General features: G+C 45.3%; 23 protein-coding genes and 1 pseudogene. 14 read left to right on the top strand and 10 right to left on the bottom strand.

The window, feature by feature from the left end; all coding sequences use genetic code 11:
- From ACTF5U_RS10625 to ACTF5U_RS10585, 9 genes and pseudogenes are all read left to right on the top strand, one after another.
- Positions 1-219: pseudogene (locus ACTF5U_RS10625) on the top strand (cation transporter); the annotation flags it as partial.
- 22 nt (positions 220-241) lie between these two features.
- A complete protein-coding gene (locus tag ACTF5U_RS10620) occupies positions 242-646 on the top strand; it encodes a VOC family protein (protein WP_438971604.1) in 405 nt (134 codons plus the stop codon).
- 134 nt (positions 647-780) lie between these two features.
- On the top strand, positions 781-1,452 hold the full coding sequence (hxpB, locus tag ACTF5U_RS10615; RefSeq protein WP_438971603.1) for a hexitol phosphatase HxpB: 672 nt from the start codon (positions 781-783) through the stop codon (positions 1,450-1,452).
- Between the two features lie 75 nt (positions 1,453-1,527).
- Positions 1,528-1,848, top strand: coding sequence for a hypothetical protein (locus ACTF5U_RS10610; protein WP_438971602.1), 321 nt, complete (start codon positions 1,528-1,530; stop codon positions 1,846-1,848).
- Between the two features lie 67 nt (positions 1,849-1,915).
- On the top strand, positions 1,916-2,413 hold the full coding sequence (locus tag ACTF5U_RS10605) for a TspO/MBR family protein (protein WP_438971601.1): 498 nt from the start codon (positions 1,916-1,918) through the stop codon (positions 2,411-2,413).
- Between the two features lie 246 nt (positions 2,414-2,659).
- Complete coding sequence (locus ACTF5U_RS10600) at positions 2,660-3,211, top strand: hypothetical protein (protein ID WP_438971600.1); 552 nt, start codon at positions 2,660-2,662, stop codon at positions 3,209-3,211.
- A gap of 39 nt (positions 3,212-3,250) precedes the next feature.
- Positions 3,251-3,793: a cytochrome b gene (locus ACTF5U_RS10595; protein ID WP_438971599.1), complete on the top strand. Its 543-nt coding sequence runs from the start codon at positions 3,251-3,253 to the stop codon at positions 3,791-3,793.
- A 133-nt stretch (positions 3,794-3,926) separates the two neighbouring features.
- A complete protein-coding gene (locus tag ACTF5U_RS10590; RefSeq protein WP_438971598.1) occupies positions 3,927-4,076 on the top strand; it encodes a DUF3096 domain-containing protein in 150 nt (49 codons plus the stop codon).
- 223 nt (positions 4,077-4,299) lie between these two features.
- Complete coding sequence (locus ACTF5U_RS10585) at positions 4,300-4,500, top strand: (2Fe-2S)-binding protein (protein ID WP_438971597.1); 201 nt, start codon at positions 4,300-4,302, stop codon at positions 4,498-4,500.
- A 1-nt stretch (position 4,501) separates the two neighbouring features.
- Here the strand turns inward: ACTF5U_RS10585 and cysZ are convergent, their stop codons facing one another.
- Both cysZ and queF read right to left on the bottom strand, forming a co-directional pair.
- Entirely contained in the window at positions 4,502-5,239 is a 738-nt protein-coding gene (gene cysZ / locus ACTF5U_RS10580) for a sulfate transporter CysZ (RefSeq protein WP_438971596.1), read from the bottom strand.
- Between the two features lie 104 nt (positions 5,240-5,343).
- Positions 5,344-5,733, bottom strand: a complete 390-nt coding sequence (gene queF, locus ACTF5U_RS10575; RefSeq protein WP_438971595.1) for a preQ(1) synthase — start codon at positions 5,731-5,733, stop codon at positions 5,344-5,346.
- A 60-nt stretch (positions 5,734-5,793) separates the two neighbouring features.
- Here queF and ACTF5U_RS10570 point away from each other — a divergent pair, with 60 nt between their 5' ends.
- Genes ACTF5U_RS10570 through yjgA form a run of 5 tightly spaced genes read left to right on the top strand, consistent with a single transcriptional unit; the run spans position 5,794 to position 10,566 of the window.
- Positions 5,794-6,576 carry a cell division protein ZipA C-terminal FtsZ-binding domain-containing protein gene (locus ACTF5U_RS10570; protein ID WP_438971594.1) on the top strand — a complete coding sequence of 261 codons (783 nt, stop codon included), beginning with the start codon at positions 5,794-5,796 and terminating at the stop codon, positions 6,574-6,576.
- Positions 6,560-8,578 carry an NAD-dependent DNA ligase LigA gene (gene ligA, locus ACTF5U_RS10565; protein ID WP_438971593.1) on the top strand — a complete coding sequence of 673 codons (2,019 nt, stop codon included), beginning with the start codon at positions 6,560-6,562 and terminating at the stop codon, positions 8,576-8,578. The genes ACTF5U_RS10570 and ligA overlap by 17 nt, the downstream gene beginning before the upstream one ends.
- 2 nt (positions 8,579-8,580) lie before the next feature.
- Positions 8,581-9,621 (top strand): anthranilate phosphoribosyltransferase, encoded by a 1,041-nt coding sequence (locus ACTF5U_RS10560; RefSeq protein ID WP_438971592.1) that lies wholly within the window; start codon positions 8,581-8,583, stop codon positions 9,619-9,621.
- A gap of 2 nt (positions 9,622-9,623) precedes the next feature.
- Positions 9,624-10,040, top strand: coding sequence for a secondary thiamine-phosphate synthase enzyme YjbQ (locus ACTF5U_RS10555; protein WP_438971591.1), 417 nt, complete (start codon positions 9,624-9,626; stop codon positions 10,038-10,040).
- A gap of 1 nt (position 10,041) precedes the next feature.
- Entirely contained in the window at positions 10,042-10,566 is a 525-nt protein-coding gene (gene yjgA / locus ACTF5U_RS10550) for a ribosome biogenesis factor YjgA (protein ID WP_438971590.1), read from the top strand.
- Here the strand turns inward: yjgA and ACTF5U_RS10545 are convergent.
- From ACTF5U_RS10545 to ACTF5U_RS10510, 8 genes are all read right to left on the bottom strand, one after another.
- Entirely contained in the window at positions 10,560-11,912 is a 1,353-nt protein-coding gene (locus tag ACTF5U_RS10545; RefSeq protein ID WP_438971589.1) for an ATP-binding protein, read from the bottom strand. The genes yjgA and ACTF5U_RS10545 overlap by 7 nt on opposite strands.
- Positions 11,899-12,582 carry a response regulator transcription factor gene (locus ACTF5U_RS10540; protein WP_438971588.1) on the bottom strand — a complete coding sequence of 228 codons (684 nt, stop codon included), beginning with the start codon at positions 12,580-12,582 and terminating at the stop codon, positions 11,899-11,901. The genes ACTF5U_RS10545 and ACTF5U_RS10540 overlap by 14 nt, the downstream gene beginning before the upstream one ends.
- A 6-nt stretch (positions 12,583-12,588) precedes the next feature.
- Positions 12,589-12,879 carry a PepSY domain-containing protein gene (locus ACTF5U_RS10535; RefSeq protein ID WP_438971587.1) on the bottom strand — a complete coding sequence of 97 codons (291 nt, stop codon included), beginning with the start codon at positions 12,877-12,879 and terminating at the stop codon, positions 12,589-12,591.
- Positions 12,880-12,961: 82 nt separating this feature from the next.
- On the bottom strand, positions 12,962-13,366 hold the full coding sequence (locus tag ACTF5U_RS10530; RefSeq protein ID WP_438971586.1) for a c-type cytochrome: 405 nt from the start codon (positions 13,364-13,366) through the stop codon (positions 12,962-12,964).
- A 673-nt stretch (positions 13,367-14,039) separates the two neighbouring features.
- Positions 14,040-17,927 carry an ATP-dependent RNA helicase HrpA gene (gene hrpA, locus ACTF5U_RS10525; protein ID WP_438971585.1) on the bottom strand — a complete coding sequence of 1,296 codons (3,888 nt, stop codon included), beginning with the start codon at positions 17,925-17,927 and terminating at the stop codon, positions 14,040-14,042.
- Between the two features lie 594 nt (positions 17,928-18,521).
- Entirely contained in the window at positions 18,522-18,986 is a 465-nt protein-coding gene (locus ACTF5U_RS10520; protein WP_438971584.1) for a pentapeptide repeat-containing protein, read from the bottom strand.
- Between the two features lie 13 nt (positions 18,987-18,999).
- Positions 19,000-19,599: a nitroreductase family protein gene (locus ACTF5U_RS10515; protein ID WP_438971583.1), complete on the bottom strand. Its 600-nt coding sequence runs from the start codon at positions 19,597-19,599 to the stop codon at positions 19,000-19,002.
- A 3-nt stretch (positions 19,600-19,602) separates the two neighbouring features.
- Positions 19,603-19,758, bottom strand: a complete 156-nt coding sequence (locus ACTF5U_RS10510) for a YhbY family RNA-binding protein (RefSeq protein WP_438971609.1) — start codon at positions 19,756-19,758, stop codon at positions 19,603-19,605.
- Between the last annotated feature and the right edge of the window lie 13 nt (positions 19,759-19,771).

The following is a 19,771-nucleotide window of genomic DNA, read 5'->3' as shown; positions in this document are numbered from 1 at the left end:
TCCAGGCACAGAGAGGGAGGTGTTCATATGCGCGCATCTTGGATTTTTTCAACTAATGATGTCATCGCCAATCTGGGGATTATTGTATCCGGTATTCTTGTAGCCAGCATAGGAAGTCGGTATCCGGATTTAATTATTGGGACAATAATATCGGCAGTAGTCATTCGTGGTGGTATAAAAATAATTCAGGAGGCTCGCGCTGAAAGTGCGTGCCGGTGATGTAGGTATTAGGAACGGAATCATGAAACCGAAAATCAGTATTATCACGCTTGGTGTGGATGATTTAGACAGAGCCACTCGTTTCTATGGCGAAGGCCTCGGTCTTCCGAAGTACGATTTTGAAGGAGGCAAGATATCCTTTTTCAGTCTTGATGGCACATGGTTAGCGCTCTATCCTCGGAAGGAGTTGGCTAAGGATATTGGCTTACCCATATCCACTCAGGCAGGTTTTTCTGGCATTACACTGGCCCATAACGTGGCTAGCAAGTCGGAGGTAGATGCTGTGCTGAGTCAGGCAGTATCGGCAGGGGCGCAACTTATCAAACCGGCGGTAGAAGTTTGCTGGGGTGGCTACTCCGGTTACTTTCAAGATCCGGAAGGTCATTACTGGGAAATAGCTTACAACCCTTATCAGGATCTGACGTGATTTTTTTAAACGACACATGGTTTGATGACGGTTTACGATTGGTCCTTTTCTTGTTTGTAGAAGCTATTGATATACGACAAAGTTCGGAGCATCAGACAAAGGCTCGCGTAGGCAGACTTAAATAAGGAATGACTATGATACAAGCGGTAATTTTTGACATGGATGGCGTTCTTATTGATGCAGGGCCTATCTGGAAGCAGGCGGAAAAATATGTTTTTTCATCTGTCGGGGTTGAAGTCAGTGAGCAATTAGCTTCCTATACTGCTGCTATGTCGACACGAGAAGTGACTGAGTTTTGGTATCGTCACTATCCTTGGTCAGGCAAAAGCTTAGATCAAGTTGAAAATGAAGTTGTTGATCAAGTAGAAAGACAGATTCTTGAACAAGGTGAATCCATGGCTGGGGTAAAAGAGATTTTAGCTTTCTTTCGAGATAAAAAACTCAAAATTGGTCTTGCAACCAATTCACCCGCGAAGCTGATTTCGGTGGTTCTGAATAAGCTTGGTATTGCTCACTATTTCGACGCCATTTCCTCTTCCGAGGACGAGCTTAAAGCAAAGCCTCATCCGGGTGTATATCTCTCAACCGCTAAAAAACTTAATGTTGATCCTTCAAAATGTCTTGTCTTTGAAGATTCAGTGTCCGGCATAATCGCGGCAAATGAAGCCTCCATGAAAACGATAGCAGTTCCGCCTTGCTTAGAATTTACAGATGAAAAATTTGAAATATCTCATCTTAAGCTCAAACAGCTATCTGATTTCACAGACCACCATTTAGAAACAATCGTACGCCAGATACCCTGCTGACACGACATTTTAAATTCAATTTTTTATCATCAATCTAACAATCCATTGAAACCTTAAAAGAGATAAAGGACTAAGATGAAAAAACTGCATATTGCTATTTCAACGGACAAAATAGACGAAACCATTGAAGACTATTCCAAGCGTTTGGGTATGCCGCCGTGTTCATCAGTCCCGGGAGAATACGCGCTTTGGCGAACTGAATCATTGAATGTATCTGTACGACAAGATCCAGACTGCAAGCCAGGTTCACTTCGGCATTTGGGGTGGGAAGATTCTACAGCGACTGAATTCACTCAAGAGACGGATGTTAATGGTATTGTTTGGGAGCGATTTGCTGCTCATCACCAAGCGGACGAAATCAACGATATTTGGCCGGATACTGATTATCAGCCATGAACGATAAGATTTATTCTCCTGAGCTATACATCTGAACTGAACAGTTCACAACTTAAATAGAGTTTGCATGAGCCCACTTTCAAAAAAACAGCAAGTTTCAGGACTTATAGCCTGGATGTTGGTGGTCTTCACCGCTTCTGCGGTAGGTGCTATTGCCTCGATACAGGCGAAGTCATTTTACGGGCAACTCATCCAGCCTGATTGGGCGCCACCACCCGCTGTGTTTGGTCCTGTATGGACAACACTATTTGCAATGATGGGCCTGGCTGCGTGGTTTGTCTGGCGCTCGGGTGGTTTGCGACAACACACAACTGCATTTGTATTGTTTATATCGCAATTGGCGATAAATGCGTTATGGAGTTGGCTTTTCTTTGCCTGGCATCTTGGTTTCTTCGCGCTGATCGATGTTTTGATTTTGTGGCTTCTTATTGCCGCCACAATGATTGCTTTTTGGCGAGTGCGGCCGCTTGCCGGAGCATTGTTTATTCCCTATCTGATATGGGTGAGTTTTGCTGCCGGGTTGAATTATGTTTTATGGCAGTTGAACCCTCAGATACTTGGCTGATGGAATGTCTTGGACGGGCACATTTCTGCCCGGCCATGATAATCAATGAATATCGTGCTGGTCGCCAGGCGCATGGACTGAACCATTAGTAACATTCTATGTCAGAGGCTTTGATCAGACTAATGCGGCATGTTAGCTTAGTTAGCTGTTGGAAATGAAACTGTAAGAGGTGAGGGGCCTGTCAGTCGGTATTTTCCCACAACAAGAGAGAACTTACATTAATAACAACGAAAGGACAGGTGCTGTATGGTGTCTGAAGGACTAAATAACAATACCCCGGCATGGGCCAGTATTCTCGGTGTCATCGCTATCATGTTGGGTGTTTTCTTAACTGCTGTTCAGGCCAATGAGGCGATGAAGCAAGCCGTCATTGTCGAGCATATGCCTGCGAGCGGTATCATGCCAGAAGCTGACTGCCCACCAGAAGAGCTGGAGGAAGAGGGCATTACAGTAGCTGAATGTGAATATCTTATTGAGCATGTCAAAGGTGTTGCTTTATCAGCACCGGATTGGTTTCCTGGCGCTCAAATGACATTGGCGGGTGTAGGCGCTTTGCTTGCGTTTATTTCTATCATCATCGGTGGTGCCCTAGTCAATTACTCTCCTGCAGCGTCAACTGCTGCAGTAGCGATATTCTCAGGATTAGCGGCGATTGATTTATTGCAGTTTGCTGTTGTGGTGAACACAGGCCCCACGCTGCGAGAAGTGTATCTTGGCGGGATTCTGCTCTGGTTCATTCTCCACCTGATGTTACTGGTGGGAGCCATCGCTGGCAGACACACTCAAGCTAACGCTTAACTCTCTAATCATCGCAACGAACTATAAACGGAAGCTGTTATGCAAAGACAAGGTTTTAACAGAACGGCAGTCATCCTTCATTGGTTACTCGCCGTTTCTATATTTTTCTTATTTATTTCAAGCTGGTGGATGATGGGCTTACCGCTGCCATCACCAGAACTACAATTCAGAGCGTTCCCATTCCAACTTCACAAAAATATTGGGATTACCCTCGTCATCATTATTCTGATGCTACTGTATGTCAGGCTGAAGCATCGGCCCGCGCCGGTTGATTCGTCTGATATGGCGCCGTGGATGCATTGGTCGGCTATTCTTGCACATGTGCTTATTTACGGGTTAATCCTTGCTGTGTGTGTGACTGGTTATCTGTCATCAGCGCATACTCGCTGGGATACTGTTTGGTGGTGGACGATTGAGTTCCCCCGTATTGCGCCAGCAAATGAGGACTTAAACGAGTTCTGGGGGGAGCTGCATATGTGGACAGCCTGGGCCTTATTAGGGATCATTGCTGTGCATGTTAGCGGTGCGATTTACCACGCATTTCGCAATGATGGTATTGTCCGTCGAATGCTTCGCTGGTAAAAGATAGTAACGCAAATAGAAATGGGCCTTTATTGGCCCATTTTTTTTGTCTGAAACATCACATTTATGATCTTGCCACTCAATTATGAAGACAGGCATACTGCATACTTATGTGTCTGACAAGGAGAAAACAATGACAATTGCTCTAACACCATTATTATCATTGATTGCCGGTGTATTGGTACTGATGGTACCGCGACTGCTTAACTATATCGTTGCCATATATCTGATCATTATCGGCCTCGTCGGTTTGTTTGGCGGCAACATCAATCTCACTCCCTGAAAACAAAACCAAGATGCCTGATTATTTCAGGCATCTATTGGTTCTTCATTCAAATCCCAAGTACGAAATAATCTACGGATTTCAAGTAGTGAAAGGTTTAGCATCTAAGCTGATGCTTTATTTTCCTTCCTTACATATTTAATGAATATTAATGCTGATCAAAGGTGTCAAAGCCCATTGTACTGAGAGATAATAGTGTCCAATTTTTAATGTTCAGAAAATAATGACAGACGATACTGTAGCCAATTTAGATGAGGTGATCTGCGATTGCAGTGGAACCACTCGCGGTAAGATTCAGAGTCTTATCGAGCAGGGAATCGTGGATGCCGACACCATCTCTCGCAAGACTGGGGCGCTCTCTGGTTGTGGCTCCTGTGAGTGGGATATTGAAATTATATTGGATGACTATATAGCTAAGCTGTAAGTCATTCAGCGTTTTTAAAGTTCTCCAGATATAGCGCGGTCGCGCCGGCAACTGCCGCAGGAATCACCAGGAAATTAACGATAGGTATCATTGTTGCCACCATGGTAGCGCTACCAAAGCCTAAGGCTAGACTCCTGTTTTTTCTTAACACCGCACGTTGCTGTCGAAAATCGAGTTGATGATTGCCCATGGGATAATCGTGATAGTCCAGTGCTAACGTCCAACTGGTAAACATAAACCAGAGTATGGGAGCGATGAGATTGAGTCCCGGAATCCACGAAAAAATTAATAATGGCAGTAGCCACATGAGTAAATAAGCAATCTTTCGTAGTTCATTGAACAGCATTTTGGGTGTGTCTTTAAGCATTTTAGCCCAAGGCATCTCGGGTGGTGTGTCTCCCGTAAGCTTCTTTTCTACCATTTCAGCCAAAATCCCATTGAATGGAGCGGCAAGTACATTTGCAATGACTGAAAAGGTAAAAAACACAATGATGATCAGAAGTAATACAAATAGTGGCCAGATGATCCAGGTTAAAATGCTCTCCAGCCATGCGGGTAACCAGTTTGGCATTAATGCTTCTAACCAGCCTCCAAAATGACTAAAGCCAAACCAGATAGCAAAACTGAATAAAAGTGTATTAATCAGTATGGGTAAGTAAGCAAAACGGCGAATTCCAGGCTGGTTTATCAGATTAAAGCCTTGCTTCAGATATCGCGCGCCTTTGATCACATTTTGCATGCTGACCTCTGTTTGCTTTGGATTGAAACGGGTTAAGGACTGACTTTGGTAAGCAAGTGAATTACAACCCGACCTTCAGAGGCCGGGTTGTTTAAAACAACTGTTTAGGGCAAAGTCACGGGAGTGGGTGGAACCCAGCCTTCTTTGCGATGTTCAGCAACGACGGTAGTGTAGACACCACCTCGGACATTGAAAATACCGGTTACACGCATGAAGCGGGGATCGGTGGCAGCTACCAGATCATTGAGAATTGTGTTGGTCACTTTTTCATGGAATGCGCCTTCGTCGCGATAAGACCACATATAAAGTTTGAATGATTTCAACTCGACACATTTTTCATCGGGTACATAATCGAGTTTAATCGTGGCAAAATCAGGTTGGCCGGTTTTAGGACACAGACAAGAAAATTCAGGTGTCTCAATGTGAATGCTATAATCACGCTCTGGCGTAGCATTATCGAAGGTTTCCAATTGTTTGCTTGGTTGAGTGGACATGTACAATCTCGGGTTGATTTAAAAAACGAATATTATCTCTTAAGTGAAAGATTAATTTAAGTGCTAGAAATTATTGTCCTTACTATTGTTATCGTCTTGGCGTTTATTGCGGCGAGCTGGTATACCCATCAGCGCAGTCAACAGCGTGCAAATGAATTTGAACGCGAATTGGAAATTGACGATTCGCAAGAGGATGATTCATTCCAACAGCGCTTTGACGCACTATTCGATCAAGAGTTGCATACGCAGGAACAAAATCTGACGGATGACACTCGGGTGACGGATAATGCTGAGAGCGAACCTGATTTATTTTCAGAACCACTTTCTGAAGAAGAAAAACAAGCGCATCAACAAGCTGTGCAACCCGAGCCCTCTGATGCTGTTCAGGATTGGGATTTAGTGATTGCGTTTACCATTATGGCGCCGGAAGCAAAAGCCTTTACCGGGAAGGCAGTGAAGGCAGCATTAGAAGATCATGATTTGCATTTCGGTGATATGCAGATTTATCACAGGCAAACAGCAGGTGCTAATAAACAAACGCTATTCAGCGTAGCCAATATTCTTGATCCGGGCACCTTATTACCGGATAAGTTTGTTTCGATGACAACACCGGGTTTACTGATTTTTGCCCGCCTGCCTGGGCCGGTAAATGGTATGGCATTGTTTGATGATTTACTCGATACTGCCCGTGGCATCAATGAACAACTTGATGGCCTCCTGTGTGATGAAACTCGCAAGCCATTAAGTGACTCCGCTCTGGAAGCGATGCGTGCACGCATACTTGAATATCAAATGTCTGCTCAAGCAGAGAGTAACCAATTATCGAATGACTATTTCAACTGAGGTCAGGCAACGAGCAGCAACGTTGCGAGACCTTATAAATCACTATAATTACCTCTACTATGTGGCTGATAATCCAGAGGTTCCTGATGCGGAGTATGACCGTCTCTTTCGCGAGCTACAGACGCTGGAACAGACTTACCCTGAATTACTAACGGCCGACTCACCCACCCAGCGTGTGGGAGGAGAGGCTCTGGATAAGTTTGCTGAGATAGAACATGCGATGCCGATGCTGTCGTTGGATAATGTGTTTGATCAGGATGAACTAACCGCATTTGATAAACGTGTACGAGATTGGCTAAACACCGATCAGGTACAAACCTACGCAGCTGAACCCAAGCTTGACGGACTCGCAATCAGTATTCGCTATGAACAGGGTGTGATGGTTCATGCTGCCACCCGAGGCGATGGCAGTAGGGGGGAAGATGTCACTGCAAATGTTCGGACAATCAAATCTGTTCCGCTCAAACTGACAGGTGATGACATCCCCGATGTTGTTGAAATCCGCGGTGAAATTTTTATGCCCAAAGCGGGTTTCGAGAAGCTCAACCGCAGTCAGCTTGAGAACAATAAAAAAGTCTTTGTGAACCCCCGCAATGCAGCAGCTGGTTCACTGAGGCAGTTAGACTCAAAAATTACCGCGACACGACCATTGGAAATATATTGCTACGGTATCGGTTATATTGAGGGTGCTTCGCGTCCGGAGAGTCATACTGAAGCGATGCACCTGATTGAAACCTGGGGTTGCCGTATATCACCGGAGTTAAAACAACTGGATGGACTTGACGCCTGTCATCGCTATATAAACGAGCTTGGCGAACGGCGTGACAGTCTGTCATATGACATCGATGGGGTGGTGTTAAAGATTGACAGTACCGCGTTACAGGAACGTTTAGGTTTTGTTTCACGGGCACCACGTTGGGCCATTGCCTATAAGTTTCCTGCTCAGGAAGAAATGACCACTGTTGAAGATATTGAAATTCAGGTGGGCCGAACCGGGGCGTTAACGCCTGTGGCAAGACTGAAACCGGTGTTTGTCGGTGGGGTTACAGTCAGCAATGCCACGCTACATAATGAAGACGAAATCCGTCGCAAAGATGTCCGTATCGGCGATCAAGTCATTGTCCGCCGCGCTGGTGATGTGATTCCTGAAGTGGTGAAGGTTATTACGTCGAAACGTCCGGATAATGTGTGTGAATTTGTTATGCCTACGCAATGTCCTGTGTGTGGCTCGGATGTTGAAAGAGAAGAGGGTGAAGCGGTTTCACGATGCAGTGGCGGATTATTCTGTCCGGCGCAGCGTAAAGAAGCGATAAAACATTTTGCCTCCCGCAAGGCATTGGATGTCGATGGCCTCGGCGATAAACTCGTTGAGCAGATGGTTGATGCTGGCTTAATCAAAGATGCGGCTGACCTATTTACCTTAACAGCTGAGCAGATTGCCAGTCTGGAACGTATGGGCCAGAAATCAGCCGATAATTTAGTCAATGCTTTACAACATGCTAGAGAAACTCGGTTCCCACGATTTTTATACGCGTTAGGAATCCGTGAGGTGGGGGAAGCTACGGCTCGCTCTTTAGCAATGCATTTTGCTGATCTTGATGCATTAAAGGCAGCAAATTCAGATGCTTTAGTTGAAATTGAGGACGTTGGTCCAATTGTGGCGCATCATATCGAAACCTTTTTTCAGCAGTCACATAACATTGAGGTGATTCAGCGTCTGCTTGAGGTGGGAGTAAGATGGCCGCAGGAAGAGATAACGCATTCAGATTCACTATTGAGCGGTAAAACGATTGTGCTTACAGGCACATTGACGCACTTATCACGCAGTGAGGCAAAAGAAAAATTATTGGCTTTAGGAGCCAAAGTTGCTGGTAGCGTGTCTAAAAAAACAGATTATGTTGTGGCAGGAGCTGATGCTGGCTCTAAGCTGACGAAAGCGCAATCTCTCGGCATTTCAGTGGTCGATGAAGACACTTTGCTTGAATGGTTAAAACAGGATTAATAATGACTGCAATTGCAGACGCGATTAAAAAAGTAGCAACAGGTCCGCATCTGAGTAAAGATCTGACTCAAGACGAAGCCTATGCTGCCACGATGGAAATTCTGAATGGTGAGGCTGAACCGGTAAGAGCGGCGATATTTTTTATCGCTATGCGGATGAAACGCGAGACAAATGAAGAAAACCTTGGCATTTTACAGGCGCTTCAATCTGTCACTGAGCAGCAACAAACAGACGTCGATAATTTGCTGATATTTGCTGATCCTTATAATGGTTTCAACCGCCATTGCCCGGTAACTGCATTCTTACCGGCTGTGCTTGCAGCCTCTGGTTTTCCTACCGTCTCGCAAGGCGTGTTTGAAATGGGACCCAAGTTTGGTGTGACGCATGCACAAGTTTTAGCGCTCGCAGGTTATGACATCAAGCAATCAGTCACGACTGCGGGAGAAGCGGTAAATCAGTCTCAAACTGGTTGGGCCTATATCGATCAGGCGCAGGCAAGTCCGAAATTATTTGCCCTGCAGGATTTACGCACGCAGATGATTAAAAGACCGAGCCTGGCAACACTGGAAAAAATGGTGATGCCGCTTAAAGCAAAAAACAAAACCCATCTTGCTATTGGGTTTGTGCACAAAGAATATCCCGCCATTCTGGGCTGGCTTGCTGAGGCATTTGGTTATGATTCCGCTTTTATTGCCAGAGGGCTAGAAGGCGGTATCGTTCCAACACTTCGGGATGTCTCCAATAATCACCAACTACTCAATGGGCAGATGCATACGTGTTCATTGGATCCTGAAAACTTTGCTATAGAGCAGGATACCCGGGGCGTGAAAGTGGATGATGTGGTTACCGCTGAACGAACACTCGATGAGGGCTTACAAGCCTTAGCCGGTGAGGCTGGACCGGCCTATGACAGCTTGGTATTCGGTGCAGCCATCGCTTTATGGCATACCGGTTTTTTTTCGTCTCAGTCACAAGCTGCAGAGCATGTAAGAACAGTGATCAATTCAGGCAAAGCCAAAGCACATTTCGATTCTGGAATTTAATCATGGTTTATCAACAAACGCTCAGCTATAACAACCCAGGTCGCAGCACCAGTAATATCACACAGGATGTTCAGCAATTGGTTGCCAGTTCAGGTATTACAACCGGTACCTGCCATGTGTTTGTGCAGCACACCAGTGCTTCACTGATGTTATGTGAAAACGCTGATCCCGATGTCAGACATGATCTGGAAACCTTTATGCAACATATCGTGCCGGATGGGGATCCGATGTTTCGGCATCAGGATGAAGGACCGGATGATATGAGTGCGCATGTACGAACAGTACTGACAAATCCTGATTTAACGGTGCCCGTAAGTGGTGGACAGTGTGATTTGGGTATTTGGCAGGGAATTTATTTGTGGGAACACCGTACCCACCCACAACGACGTCGCGTTATCGTGACGATCCAAGGTGAATAATATGTCTGAAAATGATCAGGAACAAGAAAACTGGCCTGAGGACTGGGAGCTCGAAAAAAGTAAATCACAGGTAAAACGTGAACTTGATGCGTTAAAAACACTGGGTAAGGCGTTGATGGAGTTATCAGAGAAAGAGTTGGAGAAGCTTAATCTATCTGAAGATTTACTGTATGCCATTACAAAAGCGCAGGCGATGAGCAAAGGGGCTCTCAAGCGTCAAGTAGGCTATATCGGTGGCATGTTAACACGAGAAGATCACGTTGAAATTCAGCGTAATCTGGACTTGATGAAATTACCTCATCAAGGGCAAGTTAAGCAATTTCATCAGCTAGAAGAATGGCGGGATCGATTATTGGACGGTGACAATGCGGTTTACGATGAATTGATTGCAGAATATGAAGGGTTTGATGTCCAGCACGTACGTCAGCTGGTTAGAAATGCTGATCGCGAAGCAAAGCAAAATAAACCGCCGAAATCAGCGCGTCAGTTATTTCACTATTTACAGGAACAACAACAAAATCAATGACGCGGTAGTTCAATCACAAATCTGGCACCGCCAAGGTGCCCGCGTTCCAGGTTGATATTACCTTCGTAGGCCATAATGATATCACTCACAATGGCAAGCCCCAGACCTTGACCTTCAGCCTGGGTATCAATGCGATGCCCACGTTTAATAACAAAGCCTTCTGCCCGCATCGGGATACCTGAACCATCATCTTCAACACGAATGACGATCATATCGTTAACGGTATGAACAATGACATGAACCTGTGAATGACAGTATTTGTAGGCATTTTCAAGAATATTACCAAGCAATTCGTACATATCGCCTTCATCAGCATGAATATAGGCATCACGCTCAATTTCACACTGAGTCTGAATTGTCTTGCTCAGATAGACTTTATCAAGACTGCTAATGATCTTATAGATAATTTCACCCAGCGATACAGGCGCTAATAAACTGCTCTTACCTTCTGTGGATGCTCTTTGTAGCTGATAGTCCACGAGTGTACTAATGCGATCCAGTTGTTCATGGCCTGTTTGTTTTATGTCGTTTAAATCGTGGCTATTCTCAAGTTCTCCCCGAAAAACCGACAAGGGTGTCTTGAGGCTGTGTGCCAGATCGGCGAGGGAGTTTTTATAACGAAGTCTTCTCGATTCTTCATGATCCAGCAGGGCATTGATATTATTGGTGAGTTGGCGCAGCTCATTGGGATATTGGTCATTAAGCCGACGGTGTTCGCCGGTCTCAATAGCGTGAAGATCAACCGCTGCATCATGCAGTGGACGTAAGCTCCATCGCAGGATAAGCCATTGTGCAATCAATAGCATGAGACCTGTACCACCCAACCAGTACCACAAACTTCGCTGAAATTCGGCGGTTTTTTCCTGTAAGTTGCTCATGTCTTCTGCGACATTAATGGTGTAATGGATTTCTTCACCGGTATCCGTTTCCCAGACAATCCCGAATGAGAGGTTTTGCAATGTTATACCGGCGTCTATATCGACAACATTGAACTGTTCCTGTGATGGACCTGGATCAAATGGCAATACCAGAAAATGGCCGATCGCAGAGGGGGATTGCCAGATAATTCTGCCCTCGTTAGTTATCTGAGCATAAAGACCTGAGTTGGGGATAGAGAACTTTGGTTCAGCTAAGTCATGAGACATGATGAGTTCACCCTCTTTATCTAGCTCAGCGGCTGTCAGTAGGGTATATACATAATTTTTAAGCCGTTTTTTCTGCTCAGATTCAGCACTACTCTGGAAAGCATTGTTCAGACTGAATGCTGACAAGCCCAAAAAAGCGGTCAGTACCAGACTGACCGCAATGAATAGACGGGTAGAGAGGGAAAGGTTAAGTACTTTCACGAGGCAAATTCAGACGATATCCACGTCCACGGAGGGTTTCGATTGGATTTAACTCTTTTTCCGGATCAAGTTTTCCTCTCAGTCTTTTGACAAAGACTTCAATGACATTGCTATCTCTATCCTGATCTTGTTCATAGATATGGTCAGTTAATTCCGTCTTGGAAATCACTTCGCCGGAATGCATGAGTAGGTAATGCAATAGGCGGTATTCATAAGCTGTCAGGTCGATGACAGTATCGTTTTTAGTCACTTGCTGTGTGCCCGGATTGAGACAAATTGGCCCACAACACAACGTCGAATTAGCCCAGCCTGAAGCACGGCGACACAGGGCATTGAGGCGTGCCATTAACTCTTCGAAATGGAAGGGTTTGACCAGATAGTCATCGGCTCCTGATTCCAAGCCTTCAACCTTGTCTTGCCAGCGGCCACGGGCAGTAAGGATCAAAATAGGGTAGTCCAGACCTTGTTGACGTAATTTCTGGATGACCTCGATGCCTGATAATTTAGGCAAGCCGAGATCAATAATAGCGATATCGTAAGCATACTCTGACCCCATGAACAGGCCTTCTTCACCATCGCTGACAGCATCAACAGTCCATTTTTGCTGCTTAAGCTGATGAGCAATTTGCTCACGTAAATGAGCTTCATCTTCAATGACTAAAACGCGCATATCTGCTCAGGGTACAGCGTGGCCGGTATCACGATGGATACGATGCACTTTGACCTTGCCGTTATTGTGGAGCACTTTAATTCTGAAGACAGTTTCGTTATCACGTATTTCCTCATCAACTGAAAGAATTTTCCCTTCAGTTTCTATTTTGGCCAACTCTGCTGCCGTGTGTCGGTTTAGAGGCAACTCTATTTCATTGATACTGTTGCCGGGAAGATGCTCATAGGGCACTGACTTACCTGCCATAACTGACACGCTCAACAATAAGGTGGCTAGCAGAAAGCTATACTTCAACATGTCTAAACCTTAACATTTGTTAGCGAATATTTATAACAGAATCTGCTCTCAGAGCAAGCCTGAGCGGTCCGTGATAATGGCATTATTTAGCCAACTCAGGTTTCACCGAACCAATGTCACCATTCGCTCGCGCCTTCAGATAGCTGTATATATTATCCCGACCTTTCATCACCGCCGAGTTTGATCTCCATGCCGGCATACTGCCGATTGAACCTGATTTTCCGTCTGCCACGATACTCATAAATTCATCCCGGTTAATTTGGTTCAGACTTTTGGTTAGATCTGGTCCCGCCAATCCCTGACCATAGGTACCATGACATCGAGCACACCAGTTCCGGTAGAGTTTGAAACCGTTATAGGTGTCAGCGTCGAGCTGGTTACCTTCTTTAATCGTGTAGGGACGTTCCTGTGCCTGTGTCGTCAGACTGGTCATCAGACCTGTCGACACCAAACACAGACTCAGTAATGCTGCTTGTCGTAATGTCATCACTTCACCTTATCAATAATAACGGCGAGAGCATGGTGCAACGTGCACATTCACAGGAATATACTTACCCGGATCGTGGTCCATTAGTGCTGTTATTTTCATTACTGCACGCCTCTTTTGTGAGCTGTTGCAAGGACATTAGCAAAGCCAAGCTGAACCAGAACTGAATGTTTTACCGATTTTGTCAACGATAGTCATAAGACATGAACTGGTTTACACAAGAAAAAGCAGTCTCTTTGTTTTACTGCCTCGCTGTGACAGAGTTTATAGTTAAAAATACCTTGTTGGAGCGACATTAAACACACTGTCAGCAGTGAGAATGATTTTGGGGCTTGCTATCAGATAATGGAATCAGCCCGCGCACTGGTGGGCTGATTCTTTGAGCAAGGCGGAGCTAGCCAAATTAAGTTCAAGCGTTCAGTACTGAGTTAAAAGTCCTCTAAAGGAGTTTTAGCCATCAATTTTGATGGGCCGTTGAGTTGGCCGAATATAAGTTGAACCTCACTTCGGCTCAATACCGTTGGGATGTTTTTAAACCGTTTAATACTTCTTAGATATTCAAGCTCACCTATCTCCATTTTCAATACATGATGCTAAAGAAACACAATCGCATTGAGGCGTTGATTTTATGAGGGGTTAGCATATCGGTAAGCCTGAAAAATGGCAGATCAGATCAACATTTCTGCCACTGTTTTTCCAGCCGTTTAGCCGATATTGGGCCGGCTGTTTTCAATTCCTGAGCAAAGACCGATATCCGAAACTCTTCCAGCATCCACCGGTATTCCCAAAACTCGGCTGTTTCTATTTTATTGACCTTACTCGTAAACTTCTGCCAGTGAGGCATGACTTCAGCCATACGCTGTTTGTCTTTGGCAGGATCCGTTAATAGCTTGTCGAGTCGTATCCCCGCGGCCTGGCAATAAACCGGAAGGCGTTTTAATGCCTCATCTGGTGTGCTGTGAACAAACCCCTGATAAATTAAATAGCCGAGTTGTTGGCGAATATCGTTGACAGCATTGATGGCTGTCAGTGGAATATTGTTACCAAGCCGTTTGGCAATAGCATGGTATTCAGCAAGGGGGCCGGCAATGCTCTGTGCTAAATCAGATGCTATTTTGATCAAATCGCCGCTTTTATTTTCCAACCGTTTATTGAAGTCATCGACGGTTCTAATATGATCCTGGCCAAGTAAAAAACAACGATCAAATGACACATGAATTAAATCTGTTTTAAGCTGTTCGCTGGGCGTTTGAGTGGTATCCGGTTTGTCTTCATAGGGGGAGGCTGGCACATTGGCGTAGTGAAGAGACATTTGTTTAAGGTTGGGCAGGTTCTTACTCAGGTACTTCACCGCATCGGCCTGCGCCAACATAAACAAACGACGTAAACCAAGTTTAGTGAGCTCTTGTGCCTGTGCGGCTGTGTCCATAAGTGTAAGATCGACACTGTCATTTTTATCAACCAGAGCAGGGTAGGCGGTCATTTCCAGACCATTTTGTTCCAGTGTTATTTGTTCTGGTAAGTCCTTGAACGTCCACTCAGTCAATCCCTTCTGCTCGTAGTCACTATCCGGAATCTGGCGGAAACTGGCAGCCGCTTCTCTGGCCCAATCTTCTTTTAACCTGTTTAGATCACGACTTTCGTCGAGTAATTTTCCGTCGTCATCAACCAGTTTAAAATTCATCTGCAGATAGAGCGGCAAATCATCCGTTCGCCAATCAGCAGGATCGATTTCAACACCTGTTATTTTCCTCAGGCATTCACTTAATGCCGGTAATAACGGACCGGACTCGGGTGAAAGCTGTTGTAAACATTGATCCGCGTATTGTGGGACCGGAATAAAATGCCTGCGTAATGACTTGGGCAGGGCTTTAATCAGGAAAATAAGTTTGTCCCGTAACAAACCTGGAACCAGCCAATCGTGGCGATCCTGATTGGTTTGATTCAGCAGAGAAAGTGGAATGGTCTGGGTAATACCATCGTGCTGTTTACCCGGTTCAAAGTGATATTCGAGCGGCAAAGGCACCCGATTTATCAGCATCTGGTCCGGGTAATGATCGGCGGTTACCTGATCCGCTTCATGCTGCATAAGCTGTTCACGTGTTAAAAACAGCAATTCTGGTGACGATTTTTCTGCCGTTTTACGCCATTTTTCAAAGCCTGCGCCATTAATAATGTTATGCGGGATCCGTTCCCGATAAAAATTAAACAGGATGTCTTCGTCGACCAGCACATCACGTCTGCGCGATTTTTGCTCGAGTAACTCAATATCCGCTATCAGAGCACGGTTATGTTTGAAAAACGGGGCACGACAATGCCAGTCGCCGTTGACCAAAGCTTCACGGATGAAGATTTCATTCGACACTTCCGGGTCGATGGGCCCGTAGTGAACCCGCCTGCGTGTAACAATAGGTAAGCCATATAGGGAGGCTGATTCAAATGCGACCACTTGTGCCGGTTTCTTTTCCCAGTGTGGATCGCTGTATTGACGTTTAATCAAACTACCAGCCAGCGGTTCAATCCAGGTGGGATCAATTTTAGCGACAATACGGGCATATAATCTGCCCGTTTCTACTAATTCAGCAGCCATGATCCATTTTGGCCCTTTCTTATGTAATGCCGAACCCGGGAAAATCTGCAGTTTGAGATTACGCGCCCCTGTATATTCATGTTTATCACTTTTGAAAGCAATATGACTTAATAGACCGCAAAGGAGAGCCTGGTGAATTGCGTCATAGCCGGCTTCCTGTTGATTAAATTTAAGGCCGAGTTCAGATAACTGAATGTGTAATTGCTGATGAATATCGTGCCATTCACGCAGTCGTAAAAAGGATAGGAAATTTTCTTTACAATACTTTCTGAGCTTATTCTGACTTAAATGCTTTTTCTTATCGTGATAAAGATTCCATAGCTTAATAAAGCCAATAAAATCAGAACGTTCGTCTTTATACTTAGAATGCGCCTCATCAGCTGCCTGTTGCTTATCCATGGGTCGTTCACGTGGATCCTGAATACTTAATGCACTGGCAATGATCAGGACTTCGGTGAGGCTGTTATGCTCTGCACCAGCCAGCAACATACGGGCGATTCGTGGATCGATGGGCAGTTTAGCCAGTTGACGACCGGTTTCAGTAATCCGTCGTTGCCGATCAACTGCATTCAATTCATCTAAAAGCCGATAGCCATCATTTATCATCTTTTGTGGCGGCGGATTAATGAACGGAAATTTGGCAGGATCGCCCAATTTCAAGGCGGACATTTGCAGAATGACGGAAGCCAGATTGGTTCTCAGAACTTCGGGATCGGTAAACGCCGGACGATTTGTAAAATCTTCCTCATCATAAAGACGTATACAGATACCGGCTGCAACACGACCGCAACGACCGGCACGTTGGTTAGCACTGGATTGCGATATTTTTTCGATCGGAAGGCGCTGGACTTTATTACGTACGCTATACCGGCTGATGCGGGCGTTTCCAGGATCTACGACATAGCGAATTCCGGGCACGGTTAAAGATGTTTCTGCGACATTGGTAGCGAGCACAATCCGTCGTTGACCACCTGTTTTAAATACCCGATTTTGTTCAGCAGCAGACTGACGGGCAAATAAGGGTAGAATTTCAGTTTGTGGTGGGTGATGCTTGCGTAACGCTTCTGATACGTCACGAATATCCCGCTCACCGGCAAGAAAGATTAAAACATCACCGGGGCCTTCACGACATAATTCATCGACAGCCGCCACAATGCCCTGAACCATATCGTAATCAGGCGAATCTTCATCAGGGGTTTGCAGCGGACGATAACGTAAGTCTACGGGGTAGGTTCGACCACTGACCTCAATAACCGGCGCATTCTCAAAATGCTTGGAAAAACGTTCGGTATCAATCGTAGCTGAAGTAATAATGACTTTCAGATCCGGACGCTTCGGTAATAGTTGCTTCAGGTAACCGAGCAGAAAGTCGATATTCAGACTACGCTCATGTGCCTCATCGATAATCAACGTGTCATATTGATTAAGGAATTTATCATTTTGCGTTTCTGCCAGTAGAATCCCGTCTGTCATCAGTTTGACGTAACTGGTTTCGGCATTTACATGGGCATGAAACCGGACTTTATAGCCGACTGTTTTCCCTATTTCTGAGTTGAGTTCTTCTGCAATACGTGTGGCGACCGTTCGAGCTGCTATCCGTCGAGGTTGTGTATGGCCGATTAGCCCGGTTACGCCGCGGCCTAGTTCAAGACAGATTTTAGGTAATTGTGTTGTTTTACCTGAGCCCGTTTCACCACAGAGAATGATGACCTGATTATCTTCAATCGCCTTAGCTATTTCCTGACGTCTTTCGATGACAGGAAGATCGGCATTAAACGTGGGTTTAGGAATGTTTTCCAGGCGACGCTGGGCACGTTCGGCTGAGGTCTTAATCTGGCTTGCCAATTTTTCCCGTTGCGCATCGGCATTTTTTTGCTGATTAACTTGCTGCAAACGACGAGATAGACGATGCCTGTCGGTAAGCATTGTCTTTTTGATTAATTGTTCAAGTTCTGTCGGCAGTTTTTTCACGGGCAAGTCGGTCAAAAGCCACTATTCTACAGCGTCCATGCTAATGAGACAGTATATTTGAGGTCATTTTCATCACTGTTTTCTTCGGCAGCAGAGTCGTATTCGTTTATAAGCCCACTATGAAGGCGACGCCAAGCTAATTATTAGAATCCAGTCAAAGGTTGTTTGGTTTCGATCGTCTGCGTTTTGCTTAAGGTTGGGATAGAGCGAGTTGGTTAATTGGATCTGTTGATGGTCGTTCATTTCCCATTTGCTTTCTATTCCCAGCCAACCTTCCGGTGTAAAGTCTTCACGTTCTCCACTAAAAGTCTGATTAAAACCAGGCGGGTTCGACCAAAAACAGAAACTCACCATTATTGGCAAGCTCATACATAACCAATACCTACGTTACTAAACAGTTTATCGGTTTGTTCGATTAATTTCGTATTTTGACAATTGCGTTGTGGCTGGGTGAATGACTGCACATGAGTATTGAAGAGCTATGACTATAGTGTTTAAAGTCATCGCGAAGCTCTGAGATTTTTGATCGAGGAATACAAAAATGGCAGCACTGAAAACAGTACTGCCATTTTTAAACCGTTAGTCTTGGTGATTTTAACAACCGCTGTTGTTAACTTCTCCATTAGGCATGGTGGTGTTGCAATAGAGAATACCGCGCATTTGTGCATTCTCAACATTCGCACCGGTCAGGTCAGCGTTGGTCAGGTCAGCGAATATGAGCTGTGTACCACTTAGATTGGCTCCTTTGAGGTTCGCGCCATTGAGTAAGGCATAGTCCATTAAAGCGCCGGAAACATTCGCACCCTCTAAGTTGGCTCCCTGCATTTTCGAGTGGGTAAACCAGACACCGACGAGTTTAGACCGACTCAGGTTAATGCCTGTGAGAATCGATTCACTCATGTCGGCACCGCTGAAGTCTTTATCACTGAGATCAGCTTCACTTAAATTACAGTGATGGCATTGAAGCGTGTCGAGCAGACGATCTACATAAATCTGTTCAAATGCAGCGACGGAACCGGTGCTGATTAATCCAATTAATAGAAGGGCTTTCTTTATCATTTTCAACTCCTGCTTAGCCCTGTGAAGGCCATTCACCATGAAAAAACTGTTGTTCTAATGGACGGCGTGACCGCTCTTTTAGTTCCCGCTCCATTTGTTCTTCATTTAGGCTATCCAATGGCGCTGGATGTCCTATAGCCATCATTGCCCACATCTGTATATTCTTCGGAATAGCAAAACTTTGTCGCATTTTATCGGCATCAAAGCCACCCATCTGGTGACTCATTAATCCCATTGCGGTGGCTTGTAAGCACAGACTGATACTGGCAGCACCGGTATCATAGCCGGACCAACTATTAGGTTTGTCATTCTGTGAAAACGTGTCAACTGAAGCAGCTAAAATGAGAATAGGTGCATTTTGAGCCCATTCCTGATTGCCTGGTGCCAGCGCATCCAATGCCTTTTGCCAGGCAGGCTCATTCGTGAACTTATTGCAGATAAGATAGCGCCAGGGCGCATCACCAAAACAGGAGGGTGCCCATCTGGCCGCTTCTGTCAAAGCGATCAGCTGATCGTCACTGACAGGTACGTTGATATCAAAAGCCCGGCCACTCCAGCGTTCAGCCAGTGTTTTTTCGATAGGTTGTTCGGTATCTGCAGGTTTCTGAATCATAATTTACCTTGGTAGTTGAATAGCAGGCTCTTTGGCAGGACGATAAAAACCGCCGATATGACCAATGACCTGAACCAAATCTGCGCCAGTCTTCTCAGAAATATGCTCCAGCATAGCTTTGCGATCTGCGCGTTCCTGACCACTTACACGGACTTTTATCAGCTCGTGATGT

It is taken from the genome of Methylophaga sp., assembly GCF_965655755.1.
GTDB lineage: Bacteria > Pseudomonadota > Gammaproteobacteria > Nitrosococcales > Methylophagaceae > Methylophaga.
Note: the sequence above shows the minus strand (reverse complement) of the source record. Positions and strands in the feature narration are given on the sequence as shown.